Source organism: Arthrobacter sp. Alg241-R88, from assembly GCF_900537115.1.
Classification (GTDB): Bacteria; Actinomycetota; Actinomycetes; order Actinomycetales; family Micrococcaceae; genus Arthrobacter.
Window position 1 is genome coordinate 121822 of record NZ_UNRG01000002.1, and the last position, 15660, is coordinate 137481.

General features: G+C 67.1%; 10 protein-coding genes. 7 read left to right on the forward strand and 3 right to left on the reverse strand.

What is annotated here, in order from left to right; all coding sequences use genetic code 11:
* Positions 1 to 2 precede the first annotated feature (2 nt).
* Positions 3 to 389, reverse strand: a complete 387-nt coding sequence (locus G6R19_RS05365; RefSeq protein WP_163163124.1) for a BlaI/MecI/CopY family transcriptional regulator — start codon at positions 387 to 389, stop codon at positions 3 to 5.
* Positions 390 to 662: 273 nt separating this feature from the next.
* Between G6R19_RS05365 and G6R19_RS05370 the strand changes: the two genes are divergently transcribed.
* From G6R19_RS05370 to cydD, 3 genes are read left to right on the forward strand one after another with little or no spacing between them, the layout of a single operon-like run.
* On the forward strand, positions 663 to 2267 hold the full coding sequence (locus tag G6R19_RS05370; protein WP_163164110.1) for a cytochrome ubiquinol oxidase subunit I: 1605 nt from the start codon (positions 663 to 665) through the stop codon (positions 2265 to 2267).
* A gap of 45 nt (positions 2268 to 2312) precedes the next feature.
* Complete coding sequence (gene cydB / locus G6R19_RS05375; protein WP_163163126.1) at positions 2313 to 3362, forward strand: cytochrome d ubiquinol oxidase subunit II; 1050 nt, start codon at positions 2313 to 2315, stop codon at positions 3360 to 3362.
* 1 nt (position 3363) lies between these two features.
* Positions 3364 to 6915, forward strand: coding sequence for a thiol reductant ABC exporter subunit CydD (cydD, locus tag G6R19_RS05380; RefSeq protein WP_163163128.1), 3552 nt, complete (start codon positions 3364 to 3366; stop codon positions 6913 to 6915).
* Here the strand turns inward: cydD and G6R19_RS05385 are convergent.
* Positions 6897 to 7415, reverse strand: coding sequence for a DinB family protein (locus tag G6R19_RS05385; protein WP_163163130.1), 519 nt, complete (start codon positions 7413 to 7415; stop codon positions 6897 to 6899). The genes cydD and G6R19_RS05385 overlap by 19 nt on opposite strands.
* A 9-nt stretch (positions 7416 to 7424) precedes the next feature.
* Positions 7425 to 9932, reverse strand: a complete 2508-nt coding sequence (locus G6R19_RS05390; RefSeq protein ID WP_163163132.1) for a DNA topoisomerase IV subunit A — start codon at positions 9930 to 9932, stop codon at positions 7425 to 7427.
* 77 nt (positions 9933 to 10009) lie between these two features.
* Between G6R19_RS05390 and G6R19_RS05395 the strand changes: the two genes are divergently transcribed.
* From G6R19_RS05395 to G6R19_RS05410, 4 genes are read left to right on the forward strand one after another with little or no spacing between them, the layout of a single operon-like run.
* Entirely contained in the window at positions 10010 to 12694 is a 2685-nt protein-coding gene (locus G6R19_RS05395) for a GNAT family N-acetyltransferase (RefSeq protein WP_163163134.1), read from the forward strand.
* A gap of 41 nt (positions 12695 to 12735) precedes the next feature.
* Positions 12736 to 13479, forward strand: coding sequence for a DUF5998 family protein (locus G6R19_RS05400; protein WP_163163136.1), 744 nt, complete (start codon positions 12736 to 12738; stop codon positions 13477 to 13479).
* Positions 13479 to 14702: a nucleotide pyrophosphatase/phosphodiesterase family protein gene (locus G6R19_RS05405; RefSeq protein ID WP_163163138.1), complete on the forward strand. Its 1224-nt coding sequence runs from the start codon at positions 13479 to 13481 to the stop codon at positions 14700 to 14702. The genes G6R19_RS05400 and G6R19_RS05405 overlap by 1 nt, the downstream gene beginning before the upstream one ends.
* On the forward strand, positions 14695 to 15426 hold the full coding sequence (locus tag G6R19_RS05410) for a thymidine kinase (protein WP_163163140.1): 732 nt from the start codon (positions 14695 to 14697) through the stop codon (positions 15424 to 15426). Before G6R19_RS05405 ends, G6R19_RS05410 begins: the two co-directional genes overlap by 8 nt.
* Positions 15427 to 15660 lie beyond the last annotated feature (234 nt).

Sequence of the window (15660 nt, forward strand, 5' to 3'; positions counted from 1 at the left end):
CGTTAGAGGTGGCCAAGCAGTTTGCGCAGCGTCTCGGCTTCACCTTCGGAAACGGACCCGATGAAACGTGCCAGCACGGCCTCGCGGTCCGGAGCCGACCCCAGCACTTCGTGCATCAGCTCGGCGGTGTGGTCCTCGCGGCTTGATACTGCCTGGTAGCGGTGTGGACGGGTGCCACGCTCGCGTTCCACCAGGCCTTTTTTCTCCAGCCGGGACAACACGGTGAGCACCGTGGTGACGGCGAGTTCCTTGCCCTCGTGCCCGGCCGCACCATCCTGGCCGACCGATGTCTGCGCGAGCCGGTCCCGCAAGGTGTTCGCGGTGGCTGCTTCATGGCCCGCCCAGAGCAGGTCCATCACTGCCCGTTCCAGTTCACCAAGACTAGCCATTGCACTTTTCCTTTGTTTCCCCGCACCGCAACCGGAGGGCTGCGGTGACGTCATGCGTGAATTCCAACTACAGGATCCAATTTACCCCGATTCCGCGCCACTTTCTACATTGGGTAGAACAGGAGGCCTGCGCGTCAGCTGGAGACCTTGGCGGAGAGTGCGGCAGCGCGTTTTACTCCGTAGCGGGCGTTGTTCTACACTTTGTAGAAGTTAGAGTTTCTACAGAACGTAGAAAACCTGCATTGGCTGACAGTAGGGACCGCCTTGGACGCTTTGGACGCTCTGGAAATTGCACGCTGGCAATTCGGCATCACCACCGTTTACCACTTCATGATGGTCCCGCTGACCATCGGCCTGGGGCTGGTCGTGGCTGTGATCCAGACTGCCTGGCACCGTACCGGAAAACCTGAATACCTCCGGATGACCAAGTTCTGGGGAAAGCTCTTCCTGATCAACTTCATCATGGGCGTGGCCACCGGCATCGTCCAGGAATTCCAGTTCGGAATGGCATGGAGCGAGTACAGCCGCTTTGTGGGCGACGTTTTCGGTGCGCCCCTGGCCCTTGAGGCGCTCCTGGCCTTCTTTGTCGAATCCACCTTCCTGGGCCTGTGGATCTTCGGCTGGAAGCAGCTGAAGCCGGGCATCCACCTTGCGTGCCTCTGGATCGCAGTGGTGGGCTCGGTGTTCTCCGCGTACTTCATCATCGTCGCCAACAGCTGGATGCAGCACCCCGTAGGTGTGGAGATGATTGACGGCCGGCCCGTGATGACCGACGCCTGGGCAGTCTTCACCAACAACACCGCGCTCGTTGCAGTTCCCCACACGCTGTTCGGCGCCCTCGCCGTCGCCGGCGGCTTCCTGCTCGGCATTGCCTGGTACCACCTGTGGCGGAGGCGGCGCGACGGCGTCGACACCGTGGGTGCCGACGGCAAGGTGGTCCCCGGTGAGGCAGGGGACATCCCCGGCCGTGACAAGAATGACCACAAAGTCTGGATCCGGTCACTTCGCATCGGCGCAGTGGTGGCCATGATCTCCTTCGCCGGGACCGCCCTCACCGGAGACCTCCAGGGCAAGCTGATGTTCGAGCAGCAGCCCATGAAAATGGCGGCGGCAGAAGCAGCCTGCCACGACGGCACCGGCTTCTCCGTCCTGAGCATCGGCAACCTCGGCTCCCAGAACTGCGATGACATCGTGGCCCTGATCGAGGTCCCCGGCATCCTTTCCTACCTGGCCAAGGGCGACTTCACCACCGAAGTCCAGGGCGTCAACAGCCTCCTGCCCCAGTACAAGGAGGCCTACGGAACGCACCTGCCGGACAACCCCATCTACGGCGAACGTGCCGGCCAGGAAATCGACTACCTTCCGGTCATGGAGGTCACCTACTGGGGCTTCCGCATGATGATCGGGTTCGGCGGGCTCGCCGCCCTCGCTGCCTTGGTGGCCCTCTGGCTCACCCGCAACGGAACCGTCCCGGAATCCCGGTGGCTGATGCGCCTCGCCGTCTTCGGAATCCTCGCCCCCTTCGGAGCCAACGCAGCGGGCTGGATCTTCACCGAGATGGGCCGCCAGCCGTTTGTGGTGGCCCCCAATCCCGATCCCAACGGCATCGACCAGGTCTTTATGTTCACCGCGGCCGCTGTCTCACCCGGTGTCACCGCCGGGGAACTGCTGGCGTCACTCATCACGCTGACGGCCATCTACGCGGTACTGCTGGTGGTGGAAGTGAAACTGCTGGTCAAGTACATCCGGGGCGGAGTGGTGTCGGCCATGCCGGAGCTGGTCCACGCACCCGTTGACGAAAACGAGGACGCCACCCCCGGCCCGGGCGGGCAGGGCGGCGGAAAATCCGCCGACGACGTCCTGGCCTTCGCCTACTAGTCCGCGCCAATAGACCCCGCCAAAGAAGAGCAGAGGAAACGAAGAATGGAACTGCTGCCAACCATCTGGTTCATCGCCATAGCGGTGCTGTGGACCGGCTACCTCTTCCTTGAGGGCTTTGACCTGGGTGTGGGGATGCTGATGAAGCTGTTCGCCCGGGACAACACCGAACGCCGCGTCCTGCTCAACACCGTAGGCCCGGTGTGGGACGGCAACGAGGTCTGGCTCCTGACCGCCGGCGGTGCAACCTTTGCCGCGTTCCCGCTCTGGTACGCGTCCCTGTTCTCCGCCCTGTACCTTCCGCTGCTGGTGGTACTGGTTGCCCTGATCTTCCGGGCGGTGGCCTTCGAGTACCGCGGCAAGGTGGACACGGATCAGTGGCGGGCCAGGTGGGACTGGGCCATCGCGCTGGGATCCTTCTTCGCGGCCTTCGGCGTGGGTGCAGCCCTGGCCCTGACCACCACCGGCCTTCCGCTGAACGCCAACGGGGACCGTGAAGGCGGGCCCCTCGCCTGGTTCAGCGGCTACGCGGTGCTGGGCGGACTCGCCGTCGTCGGATTCTCGCTGGTACACGCCCTCGCCTTCCTGGCACTGAAGACCGACGGCGCCGTGCGGCACCGTGCGCGGAAGTGGTTTGTCCGGCTGCTTCCCGTCCTGCTCCTGCCCATCGCAGGCTGGGCCCTGAGCATCCAGTTCCTCGACGGCAAGGCCTGGACCTGGGCGCTGATCGTGCTGGCGGTTGCTGCAGCGGCTGCAGCCTGGGCCATGGCCCGCAAGGGGGCGGAGGGCAAGGCCTTCGTGGCCCTGGGAGCTTTCCTGGCGCTGGGTTCGGCGTCCATCTTTGGCGCTGTGTTCCCTGTGGTGCTGCCTTCCACGCTGAATGAAGCTTTTGACCTGACCATTTCCAACGCTTCCTCCTCCGACTACACTCTGGGCCTTATGAGTGTCGTGGCAGCGTTCGGCCTGCCCCTGGTCATCGCCTACCAGGCCTGGACCTACTGGGTGTTCCGGAGGCGGGTCAGTGCCGCGCACATTCCGGAAGCCCACAGCTTCCTGCCGGCCATCGCCGCCAAGGCCTTCACCACCAAGGACTGACATGCGTCCAACTTTCCCGCCCGGACCCGCCACCCGTTCAGCCATGTACTGGCTGGGACTCCTCGCCGCCCTCAAGGCGTTGTCGCTGGTCCTGATCGGGCAGGCTGTCGCCTCGGCTCTCGCCGGACTCGCGGCGGGAAACCCGGCCTGGGCGGACCAGATGGCAGTCGGCATGGCGGGAGTGGTGCTGAGGTCCCTCACCGTGTGGGGGCAGGCAGTGGCATCCCGCCGCGCTGCCTTGGGCATCAAGGAGGAGCTGCGCTCCGGTTTGCTGGAAAGGGCGCTGCGCAACGGCGTCCGCGGCACGGGGCCGGCCGACGGCGGACTGGCAGTGCTTGCCACCCGAGGGCTGGATGCGCTGGACAGCTACTACACCCAGTTCCTGCCCGCACTCGTGAACTGCGCGGCCATCCCGCTCCTGGTGGGGGCCCGCATCCTTTTCGCCGACTGGGTGAGTGCAGTAGTCATCGTCCTGACCGTTCCGCTCGTGCCGCTGTTTATGGTGCTGATCGGCCGGTACACCGAGGACAACGTCCGCGAGGCACAGGCGTCCCTCGCCAGGCTCTCCACCCACATGCTCGAACTCGCCAAGGGACTGCCGGTCCTGGTGGGCCTGGGCCGCGCCACCGCCCAGCGCAGGGCACTCGAGGAAATCTCCGAGGAATACCGTGCCCGCACCATGGGAACACTGCGGACTGCATTCCTCTCGGCGCTGGCCCTGGAGCTCATCGCCACCATCTCCGTGGCCGTGGTGGCTGTCTTCATCGGTGTCCGGCTCGTCCACGGCGACATGCCGCTGGAGGCCGGCCTGCTGGCCCTGATCCTCGCACCGGAGTGCTACCTGCCGCTGCGTGAACTGGGCACGGCCCACCATGCCAGTGACGACGGCCGGGTGGCGCTCGCCGAAACAACTGCAGTGACTGATGCGCCGGAGCCGCAGCCGCTTCGGACAGCCCCGGCCGGCAGGCCTGGCGCGCCCATTACCGTCAGCGGCCTCACCGTGAGCTACCAAGGACGGTCCCTGCCCGCCGTCGGACCGCTCAGTTTCACCGCACCGCAGAGCAGGATCACCGCGCTGGACGGACCCAGCGGCGCCGGCAAAAGCACGGTGCTGGGCATACTGGCCGGGACCGTCGGCCATGGAGCGGGCACCACGGTCAGCGGCACCATCACGGGCCTGGACCGCACCAAAATTGCCTGGGTTCCGCAGCATCCGGTGATGGTGGCAGAGACGGTACTCGACGAGATCGTGCTCTACCTGTCGGGCGGTTCCGGCATCGAAACAGTTGAACACAGGCGCCAGGGAGCGGAAGCTGCTGCCCGCGCCTGCCTGGTCCGTGCTGCAGCCGGACACCTTGCTGCGAAACACCCTGCGGAACTAAGCCCGGGAGAGTTGCGCCGTGTGGCCCTGGCGCGCGGCCTGGCACGGATCGAGGCCGGCGCCACCGTCCTGCTGCTGGATGAGCCCACGGCGCACCTGGATGATGTATCGGCGGCATTGGTGGAAGACACCATCAGGAAGCTCCGGGGAAAGGTGACTGTCATCCTGGTGGCGCACGAGGAGCGCACCCGTGCCCTCGCGGAACACCTGGTGCCGGTGGGCGGGCAGGTGGGCGGTCCCAGCCGCGCGGTCGCGGCTGCCGGACACCCCGCGGATGGTGCGGAATCGCTCCCGCATAGTGTGAGCGGGAACGCGCCGGCACCTGCTGTGCCCCATTTCCCTGCGGGGGATAGGCCGGGCTCTACAGAAGCTCCGGCTGCAAGCGGCAGAGAGCACGGTGCAGGCAAACACGGTGCCGCCCGGTTGCTGGCCGCACTCTTGGCGCCCGTGCGGGGCACGTTCGCCGCCGCAGCCCTGGTGGGCACCCTCGCAGCGGTGTTCGCGGTCGCGCTGTCCGGGCTGTCCGGCTGGCTCATTATCCGCGCCAGCGAGCAGCCGCCCATCCTGTACCTGCTGACCGCGATCGTTGGCGTGCGGTTCTTCGGAATCGGCCGCGCCGTGCTCCGGTACTGTGAGCGGCTCATCCTGCACGATGCCGTGTTTGCTGCCCTCACGCAGTTGCGGGGCAGGCTGTGGGAGTCCCTGAGCCGGCGGGCGCTGCCGCTCCGCCGCCTGCTGCAGGGCGGCAACGTCCTCGGAACGGTGATTGACGACGTCGATACCGTCCGCGACCTCCTGCCGCGCGTTGTCCTGCCGCCGGTCACAGCGCTCGCGGTTTCAGTTCTGGCCCTGGTCACCACGTCCTTGCTGGTGCCTGCCGCGCTTCCTGCCGTGATCGCCGCCAGCGTGGCCAGCCTCCTGCTCGCTCCGGCAGCCGCACTCTGGGGCGACCGCAAGTCCGCCACCGCCGAGCAACTCCTCCGCTCCGGGGTCCTGCGCCGGGTTTCCGCAGCCCTTGACGCCCGTGCCGAGCTCCACGCCAACGGCGCAGCTCCCCGCGTCCTCAACGAATTGCAGGCCCAGGACCGCGAGGCCACCAAGGCTTCCCGGCGTTCGGCCTGGGCAGACGGGCTGGGACAGGCCATCACCACCGCAGCGTGCGGTGCCGCCGCCCTGGGTGCCGCCCTGCTGGCGGGTCCGGCGGTGCTCGACGGCCAGCTCGCGCCGGCGACGGCGGCCGTGGTGGTCCTGCTGCTCCTGGCTTTGGTGGAGCCGTTCGCAGCAATGACGACGGCGGTGCGCCAGTTCCCTGCACTGCGGACCGTGATGCAGCGCGTGGCTGCGTCCGGGGCACTGGACGCGGACACCCGGGACCCCAGCATGCGGGACCATGTTCCGGGGGCCACTGGCGATGGCCTGCAGACTGTTCCTGCCCGCCCGGGCGGCCGTCCCGGCGTCGAACTGGCTGGCCTCTCAGCAGCCTGGCCGGGCGGTGCTCCAGTCTTCTCCGGCCTGGACGCCGTGGCGGAACCGGGGAGGTGGCTGGCCGTCACCGGCCCATCGGGGTCGGGGAAGTCCACGCTGCTGTCGGTGCTGCTCGGCTTCCTGCCGGTTGCCGCCGGACGGGTGGGCGTGACCGGGCGGGCTGCCTGGTGCCCGCAGGAAGCGCACCTGTTTGATTCCACCATCCGGGGGAACTTGCTGCTGGGCAGGCCCGGCTCAGGGGATGGAACAACCGGAAGCGGGAAAGATGTCGACAGCGATATGACAGCTGCGCTGGCGTCGGTGGGCCTGGCCGGCCTGCTGGAGCGGCTCCCTTCGGGCCTGGACACACGAATCGGTCCGGGCGGGGCGTTCCTCAGCGGTGGGGAGCGGCAGCGCTTGGCCGTGGCCCGAACGCTGATGACCGGGGCCGAGGTGATCCTGCTGGATGAGCCAACGGCCCACCTGGACGCAGAGTCGGCCCGGGCCATGCTGGCGGACCTGCGGCAGGGACTGCGCCACCGCACCGTGGTGCTGGTGACGCACAACCCGGCCGACATCCGGGCAGAGGATGCGCGACTGGTGCTTGCGCCCGCTACCGGAGAAGCAAGCGAAGGGCATGCCCGTTCAGAGCACCAGGGTGACCACCTTGTGGCGTCGTGGGCGGGGGATCAGCCGTCCACGTCGTGAAGGTGATGGACCACGTCGTGCAGGAAGTACTGGGAAAGCGTCAGTACGGTGAACTCCGAGCCGTTGCTGCGCAGCCCCTTGCGTCCCCACTCCGATTCACGGACGGCCGCGAATGATTCAGCCGCCTGCTGTCCTTCAGCCGTAAGCTCGGCACTGACTACCGCGGGGTCGGCGCTGGCGTAGTCCTTGTCGATGGCGGTCTGGTCCTGGTCCCAGTTGTCGAACCGTGCGTCGTCCGAGTCAAGCATGAGGTTTAGCCGCTGGTCGAAAAGGCTGAACACGTCGCGGACGTGGCAGGCGTACTCCAAAGCGGACCACGTGTGGTCGTCAGGACGCTCGGCCACGTCAGGCCGCCGCAGCACGGCGCGCCAGCGGGGGAGCAGGCTCCCGATACTGCCAGGGACGGTGGACGGTGTGGCCGTGGAGGCATCGAACGAGCATTCCGGGCAAGGACGGGTGAGGACCCAGGTCCAGTCCTTTTCATCAGGCACGATAGGCATGAGAGCAGTCTAAGCGGGATCGGGCCAGGCCATGGCGGGGCCCACCACCTCGACCGGCTGGGACAGCGGGATCCCCGAACCGTCACGCCGGCCGTGCTCCTGAGGCAGGGACCGGGCCACGCCGGCCGCCGAGGAAGCCTTCGCGGGGCCGTGGCCGGCCCATGCCAGCAGCAACGTATCCTCGCCCTTCAGGAAGCGGTGTGCCCGCACTCCCGCAGTGGCACGTCCCTTCGCAGGGTACTCGGAGAACGCCGTCACTTTGGCGGTACCCGGTGCCGTGCCGGGCAGCGCCCCCGTGGTGCCGGCAATGGTCACCACCACGGCGGACTCGTCCTTGGGCTGGACGGCGCCGAAGAACAGAACGCGGTCATCCGCAGCGAGCTTGATTCCCGCCATTCCGCCGGCCGTGCGCCCCTGCGGCCGCACCACGCCGGCGCCGAACTTCAGGAGCTGGGCCTGGCTCGTCAGGAAGACGAGTTCGGCATCCTCCGCTCCCGCCGGCGCGACACCCACCACAAAGTCCTTGTCCTTGAGCGCAATGACTTCCCAGTCCTCGCGGTTCAGCGGATACTCCGGCTGCACCCGCTTCACCACTCCCTGGGCCGTGCCGATGGCCAGCACTTCGTCGAGCGGGGCAAATGCCACCAGGGTTTCCCCCTTCAGCAGGGTGATGAAGTCCTTGGCCGGAACGCCGCCGGCGAGGTTCGGCAGCCCGGATACCGGTGGCAGGACGGGCATGTCCATCACCTGCAGGCGGAGCATGCGCCCCTGCGAGGTGACGGCGGCGATCTCGCCCCTGGCGGACGTCTTGACCACGGAGGTATACACGTCGTGCTTGGTCCTGGGTCCTGCCTCTGCCAGCGGTTCCCGGTTGCTGGTGCGCGCTATCTGGCCCGAGGCGGTCAGGATGGCCCAGCAGGGGTCGTCGGCGATTTCCAGCGCCAGCGGGACTGCCTTGCCCTTCTTCCCGTTGGTCAGGGCCAGGTCGGCCGCGACGGTGGGGGACACGGCCTCGGATTCGAGCAGCACTGTCCGCCGCGGGGTGCCGTGCTCTGCGGCGATGGCGCCAAGTTCGTCCGATACCAGGGTCCGGAGGCGTTCCTCTGAACCGAGGATGGCCTCGAGCTCAGCGATTTCACGGCGCAGCTCGTCCTGTTCCTTCTCCAGCTCAATCCGCGAGTACTTGGTCAGCTGGCGCAGCCGCAGCTCCAGGATGTAGTTCGCCTGGATTTCCGTGAGGTCGTAGATGGACATCAGCCGGGCCCGGGCGGCGGCGGCCTCGTCCGAGGACCGGATGATCTGGATGACCTCGTCGATGTCCACGATGGCGATGAGGAGGCCTTCCACCAGGTGCAGGCGGTCCTTCTTCTTGCCCAGCCGGAAGACGGTCCGGCGGCGCACCACGTCGATCCGGTGGTTCACGTACACGGTCAGCAGCTGCACCAGGCCCAGGGTCTGCGGCTGGCCGTCCACCAGGGTGACGTTGTTGATGCCGAAGGAGTCCTCCATCGGCGAATAGCGGTAGAGCTGCTGGAGCACCGCGTTGGGGTTGAAGCCGTTCTTGAGTTCGATGACCAGGCGCAGGCCGTGCTTGCGGTCCGTCAGGTCAACGATGTCGCTGATGCCGGTCAGCTTTTTGGAGTTGACGGCGTCCTTGATCTTCTCGATGACCTTTTCGGGGCCCACCATGTAGGGGAGCTCGGTGACCACCAGGCCGGTCCGGCGCGCGGACAGCTGTTCGACTTCCACCTTGGCCCGCGTCTTGAAGGACCCGCGGCCGGTGGCGTAGGCATCGCGGATACCGTCCAGTCCCACAATCCGCCCGCCGCTGGGCAGGTCCGGCCCGGGCACGAAGCGCATGATGTCATCCAGCGTGGCGTCCGGGTTGGCGATCAGGTGCCGCGCGGCGGAGATGACCTCCACAAGGTTGTGCGGGGCCATGTTGGTGGCCATGCCGACGGCGATGCCCGTGGCGCCGTTGACCAGCAGGTTGGGGAACGCGGCCGGCAGGACGTCCGGCTGGGTGAGCTGGTTGTCATAGTTGGGGACAAAGTCCACCACGTCCTCATCGAGGTGGTCGGTGAGGGTGAGGGCAGCAGCCGCAAGCCGGGCCTCGGTGTACCGGGGGGCGGCAGGGCCGTCGTCGAGCGAGCCGAAGTTGCCGTGCCCGTCAATCAGCGGCAGCCGAAGCGAGAAGTCCTGGGCCATGCGCACCATGGCGTCATAAATGGCCGTGTCGCCGTGCGGGTGCAGCTTGCCCATGACCTCGCCCACCACACGGGCGCTCTTGACGTGTCCCCGGTCCGGGCGCAGGCCCATGTCGCTCATCATGTACAGGATGCGGCGCTGCACCGGCTTGAGGCCGTCCCGGGCGTCCGGAAGCGCCCGCGAGTAGATCACCGAGTACGCATACTCCAGGAAGGAGCCTTCCATTTCGGAGGTTACATCGATGTCCACGATGTTCTCCGTGTAGGGGGTGGTGTCCACGGGAGGGGCTGAACTTTGGCGGCGGGCCATGGGGGTTGGTAAATCCTTCTTCGGTACTGTGCAGCTGACGGGGGTGTGCTGCGGGAGTTTTTGGCTAGGCTAAGCCTATGGTGGATCAGCCCGGGGACGGCGAATATCCGGAACATTGGGAAGCCGATGTCGTGCTGCGGGACGGCGGGACAGCCCACTTGAGGCCGATTCATCCCTCCGATGCCGACGCTGTCCAGGCATTCCACGTCGGGCAGTCGCAGGATTCAATCTACATGCGGTTCTTCGCCTTCAAGGCCAGGCTGTCCAGCAAAGAGCTCAAGCGCTTCACCGAGGTTGACTACAAGGACCGGGTAGCTTTCGTCATCACCATCCGCGGCGAAATCGTGGGCATCGGACGGTACGACCGGCTTGATGACCCCACCGAGGCGGAGGTGGCGTTCAACATTGCCGATTCCCATCAGGGACGGGGAATCGGCTCCATCCTGCTGGAACACCTGGCCGCCGCCGCACACGAAAACGGGATCCGGCGCTTCAGCGCCGAGGTGCTGCCGGAAAACCGCAAGATGCTGACGGTATTTTCCGAGGCCGGCTACGACGTCCGTCGGCATTTTGACGACGGCGTCGTCAGCCTCGAGTTCAACATCGACCCCACTGAGAAGTCGCGTGCCGTGATGGAATCCCGGGAGCACCGCGCAGAGGCGAGGAGCGTGCGGGACCTGCTGACGCCGTCGTCCATTGCCGTGATCGGTGCCAGCCGCAAGTGGGGGACCGTCGGCTACCAGCTCCTGGAGCACATCATCGAGGGCGGCTTCAGCGGCCCCGTCTACGCCATCAACCCGGAAGCACTGGAACTCGCCGGCATGATGTCCTTCGGCAAACTCTCCGAAGTCCCGGATCCCGTCCAGCTGGCCGTCGTCGCCGTCCCGTATGAAGAAGTCCCCGCCGTAGTGGCGGACTGCGCCGCCGCCGGCGTCAGGGGACTGGTGGTTGCCTCTGCAGGCTTCGCGGACGACGGCGAACGCGGCCTGCTACGCCAGCGGGACCTCGTTCGGCAGGCCCGGGCAAGCGGCATGCGGGTTATTGGGCCGGCGTCGTTGGGAATCGTCAACACCAACCCGGAGGTGTCCCTCAACGCTTCGATGGCCCCCACCATGCCGCTCCGGGGCGGGCTGGGCCTGTTCAGCCAGTCGGCGGCCATCGGCGTCTCGCTGTATGCCGCTTCCAGCCGGCGGCGGCTGGGTCTGTCCACGTTCCTGTCCGCCGGTAACCGGGCCGACGTGTCCGGCAACGACATGATGCAGTACTGGGAGGACGATCCCGATACCACCGCGGTCGGGCTCTACCTTGAATCCATTGGCAACCCGCGCAAGTTTTCCCGCCTGGCACGGCGGCTGGCGCGCACCAGGCCCGTCATCGTGGCCAAGTCCGATGCCATGGGGCTGCGGCTGCCGCCCGGGCACGCCGTCCGGACAACCCAGGCTCCCGCCGGCGCCCTGGACGCGATGCTGCGCCAGTCCGGCGTCATCCGGGTGGAAACCATTGAGCAACTGGTGGACGTCGCGCAGGTGGTTTCGGCGCAGCCGCTCCCCGCCGGCCCGGGACTGGCCATCTTCAGCAACTCCCAGGCGCTGGGCAAAGTGGTGGCGGACAGCGCGTCTTCCCAAGGCCTCATCGTCGCAGAACTGGTCACCGGCGTGGACCTCGACGCCGGACAGTCGATTGCCCTGCCCGCCCTGCGGGCCAGCCTGCTCAAGACACTTGAGTCCGACGCCGTCCACTCGGCTGTTGCGGCGCTGCTCCCCGCCCGCGGGCTGACCGTGGACAGCATCGCCGAAGTGCTGGCCCAATGTTCGGCAACAGCCGGAAAGCCGGTGGTGGCCGCCTTCACCGGCATCCTTGACCCTTCCATATCGGTGGAGGGAATGCTGGGGTCCCAGGAACGCGCCGTCCCCTGCTTTTCCAATCCGGGGGCTGCTGTGGCTGCGCTCGCTGCCGTGGCCCGCTACTCCGAATGGGTGTCCCGGGACCAGGGGCATTTCGTGGAACCCGAAGGGTGCAGCCCCGAGCTTGCCCGGGCGGAAATCGAAGCGCTGCTCAGGGATGTCAAAGGTGAGCAGCTGAAGAAGCTGGACCCGGCAGCCGCGGCCTCACTGCTGGGGCATTACGGAATCAGGGTGCTGCCTTCGGTGGGCTTTGACAATCCCGACCAGGCCGTTGAGGCTGCGGATGCCCTGGGCTGGCCCGTGGTGCTGAAGACAACCGATCCCGCGCTTCGGCACCGGCTTGATCTCGGCGGGGTGCGCCTGGACATCCAGGATGCGGAATCGCTGCGCCAGAACGTGCTGCAGATGCGGCGCGTGCTCTCCCACTACGGGGACCCAGCGCTGGAAGTTCAAAGCATGGCGCCGGTGGGGCAGGCCTGCACGTTCCGGGCGATCGAGGATCCGCTGCTGGGCCCGGTGATCTCGTTCGGGCTCGCCGGCGACGCCGTGAACCTGCTGGACGACTGGGCGCACCGCGTCCCGCCGCTCTCCGCCGCCGACGTGGACGATTTCATCCGCGCCCCACGGGCGGCGCAAAAGCTCTTTGGCTACCAGGGGCTGCCGCCCGTGGACGTCACGGCGCTTGAGGACCTTGCCGGCCGCCTCGCCTGGCTCAAGGACAACCACCCCGAAATTGCCCTGGTGGAACTCAACCCCGTCCTGTGCGGCAACTCGGGAGCCACCACCCTTGCTGCTGACGTACGCATCGGCAACGCCGCCCAGCGGACGGACAGCGCGCGGCGGGCCATGCTGGGCTGACGCGGTTAGCAAGTGACCGGCCGATCTGTGAAAATGGGGGAATGAGCTCACAGCCTCCCGCGTCGGCGCCCGAAACGCCCGGCAATGAAACCCAGGCAGTCCGCCAGCACAGCTCACACAGCCACAGCGCCCAGGGCCAGAGCCTGGAAGGCGCCCTCCAGAAGGCGGGCTTCTACCCCCGCCTCGTGGCCGATGTCGTCGATGACGCCCTGGACGGCCGCGACTGTGTTGCCCACCTTGTGCACTTGGAAACCCACTTCGACCGCGCTGAAGTCCGGCGCCACATCACGGTTCTGGTGCTCACCGCGGACATGCTGGTGATCACCCATGTGGACGACCAGCAGCTGGACGAGGCCGGCGAGCAGATCGTCGCCCAGATCTCCACTGAATCCGTTCCCGTGGCCCAGATCCGGTCTGTCGTGCTGAGCTACATGTACGCGCAGCCGCAGGACTACAAGCCCTCCGACCCTGTGCGCGAAGTAACGCTGTCCATCGCCTGGTCCGGCGGCCAGCGGCTGGACATGGGCCCTGCCAGCTGCGGGGATCCCCAGTGCGAAGCGGACCACGGCTACAGCGGGACCATTGCGCAGGAGGACATCGTCCTGCGCATCAGCGCCGAGGCGGACGGCCTGCAGGCAGTGCAGGACGCCAAGCTCTTCGCCCGCGCCCTTCGTGCCGTGAACACCGGTTCCCCCGCCCCGCAGCCCCACGTGCAGTCGATGCCGCCGCGGCCGCGCGCAGGAGTATTCGGCAACCGCCTCAGCCGCGGGCACCAGCAGCGCTGATGCCCGAAGACCGCCACCCGAACCCTAACCGTTGCGCCCGGCCCCAGGTTGTCCTGCCGCCGGCGCCTGCCTACGGGCAGCGTTCCATCGCCGACGTGCTCACCAGCGCGGCGGCAAGCCTGGGGGTGGACGGGTTTGCAAATACCCTTGGCCTGCCTGCCGCCTCGCGCGTGTGCGTGGTGCTGGCGGACGGCCTGGGCCGCAACCTGCTGAAGCAGAAATCCGCCCACACACCCTTCCTGCGTTCAGTCATCCAGGCCGGGCAGGGCGCTGTTCCGGTCTGGCTGGATTCGGCATTCCCTTCCACCACCGCAGCCGCCCTGGCCAGTTTCGGCACCGGTCTCGCGCCGGGCCAGCATGGCATGGTGGGCTATGACGTGCTGGACCCGGAACAGGACAAGGTAGTCAACCTGCTCGGGAACTGGGATGCCGGCGTCGACCCCGCGACGTGGCAGCCCTTTCCCACCGTGCTGGAGCGCGCCGAGGAACACGTGGACGTCACCACCGTCAGCCTGCCGCAATTCGGCGGCTCGCCCATGACCCGGGCCGCCTTGCGGGGCGGCAAATTTATCTCCGCAACCACGGCGCACGCCCGCACGGAAGCCGCGGCCGAGGCCATGTCTGCCGCCAATCCCGCCCTGATGTACTTCTACCTGAACGAGCTGGACAAGGCCGGGCACCGCTACGGCTGCCAGTCCGCGCAGTGGGAGCACCAACTCGAAGAGCTCGATGCAACCGTGAAGCGGCTCAACGCTTCCCTGCCTGCCGGCACCACCATCCTGCTCACCGCGGACCACGGCATGCTGGACGTCCCTGAGCAGCAGCGCATCGATTTCTCCGCTGAGCCTGCCTTGGTGGAAGGGGTCCGGCATACCGCAGGGGAGCCCCGAATGGTCCATCTCTACCTTGAACACGGTGCGGGGGAGGACGTCCGGGACCGCGTGCTCTCGGCATGGCGGGCACGCTTCGGAGAGCAGGTCTGGGCATTCACCCGCGAGGAGGCACTCGCGGCGGGCCTGTTCGGAACGGTCCGTCCCGCCGTCGAGGGCAGGATCGGCGACATCATGATCGCGGCGAGGGACGCCGTCGCTCTGTACGACACACGCCGCGTCCGTCCCAGCGCCATGGAAGTGGTGGGCCAGCACGGCTCGCTCACCAAAGCCGAGCGGGAGGTCCCCCTGCTTTGCTTCACGGCCGGCGGCAAGAGTTCCCGCCGTGGCTGAACTGGTCTTTTTCTCCGGCACCATGGACTGCGGAAAGTCGACCCTGGCCCTGCAAATGGATCACAACCACCGGGCCAGGGGGCGTGGCGGAGTGCGCTTCAGCCGCAACGACCGCGCCGGCGAATCGCGCATCTCCAGCCGGCTGGGCCTGGAGACTGACGCGGTGGAAGTAGTGGATGGCACCGACTTCTGGGAGGAAGTCATGCTGCGGCGTACGCAGGGGCAGCGGGTGGACTACCTGATCTGCGACGAGGCCCAGTTTTACACGCCCGAGCAGGTGGAACAGCTGGCGAAAGTCGTGGACGAGATTGACGTGGACGTTTTCGCGTTCGGTATCACTGCCGATTTCCGTACCCGGTTGTTTCCGGGTTCCCAGCGGCTCGTCGAACTCGCGGACCGGGTGCAGGTGCTGCAGGTGGAGGCGCTGTGCTGGTGCGGCCGGCGTGCCACCCACAATGCCCGGACGGTCGACGGCGTGATGGTCACCGAAGGCGCGCAGGTGGTGGTGGGCGACGTGGACATGGCGGGAGACTCCGCCGCTGCACCCGTGGCCGGCGACCACGTCCCCGTTGTGGGCTACGAGACCCTCTGCCGCAGGCATTACATGCGGCGTGTCACCGCGCATGGCGCCGCCTTGATGGGCCAGCAGGACCCGCTGCTGCCGTTCGAAGTGGACGCCTGCCTGTGGCGTGGATCGGGTGGAGCCGGAACTGCCGGGGCGTAGAGCCGGCACTAGCCTGAGCTGCTCCGGCACCGCGGCCATTTGCCGCTTGCTGCTCCTTCGTCGCTCTGACGCAAGCCATACAAATGACCCCGGCACCCTCGCTGGACTTCGGGCACCGAGGCCAGCTATCCACTCCGCCACTCGCGGTTACGGGCTGCCTTGACGCGCCGTTTCCATAAAAAATCAAAAAGTTTTTCTTGAACCCTGCGCAGGGCCCTGTTTTGTCAGACCCCC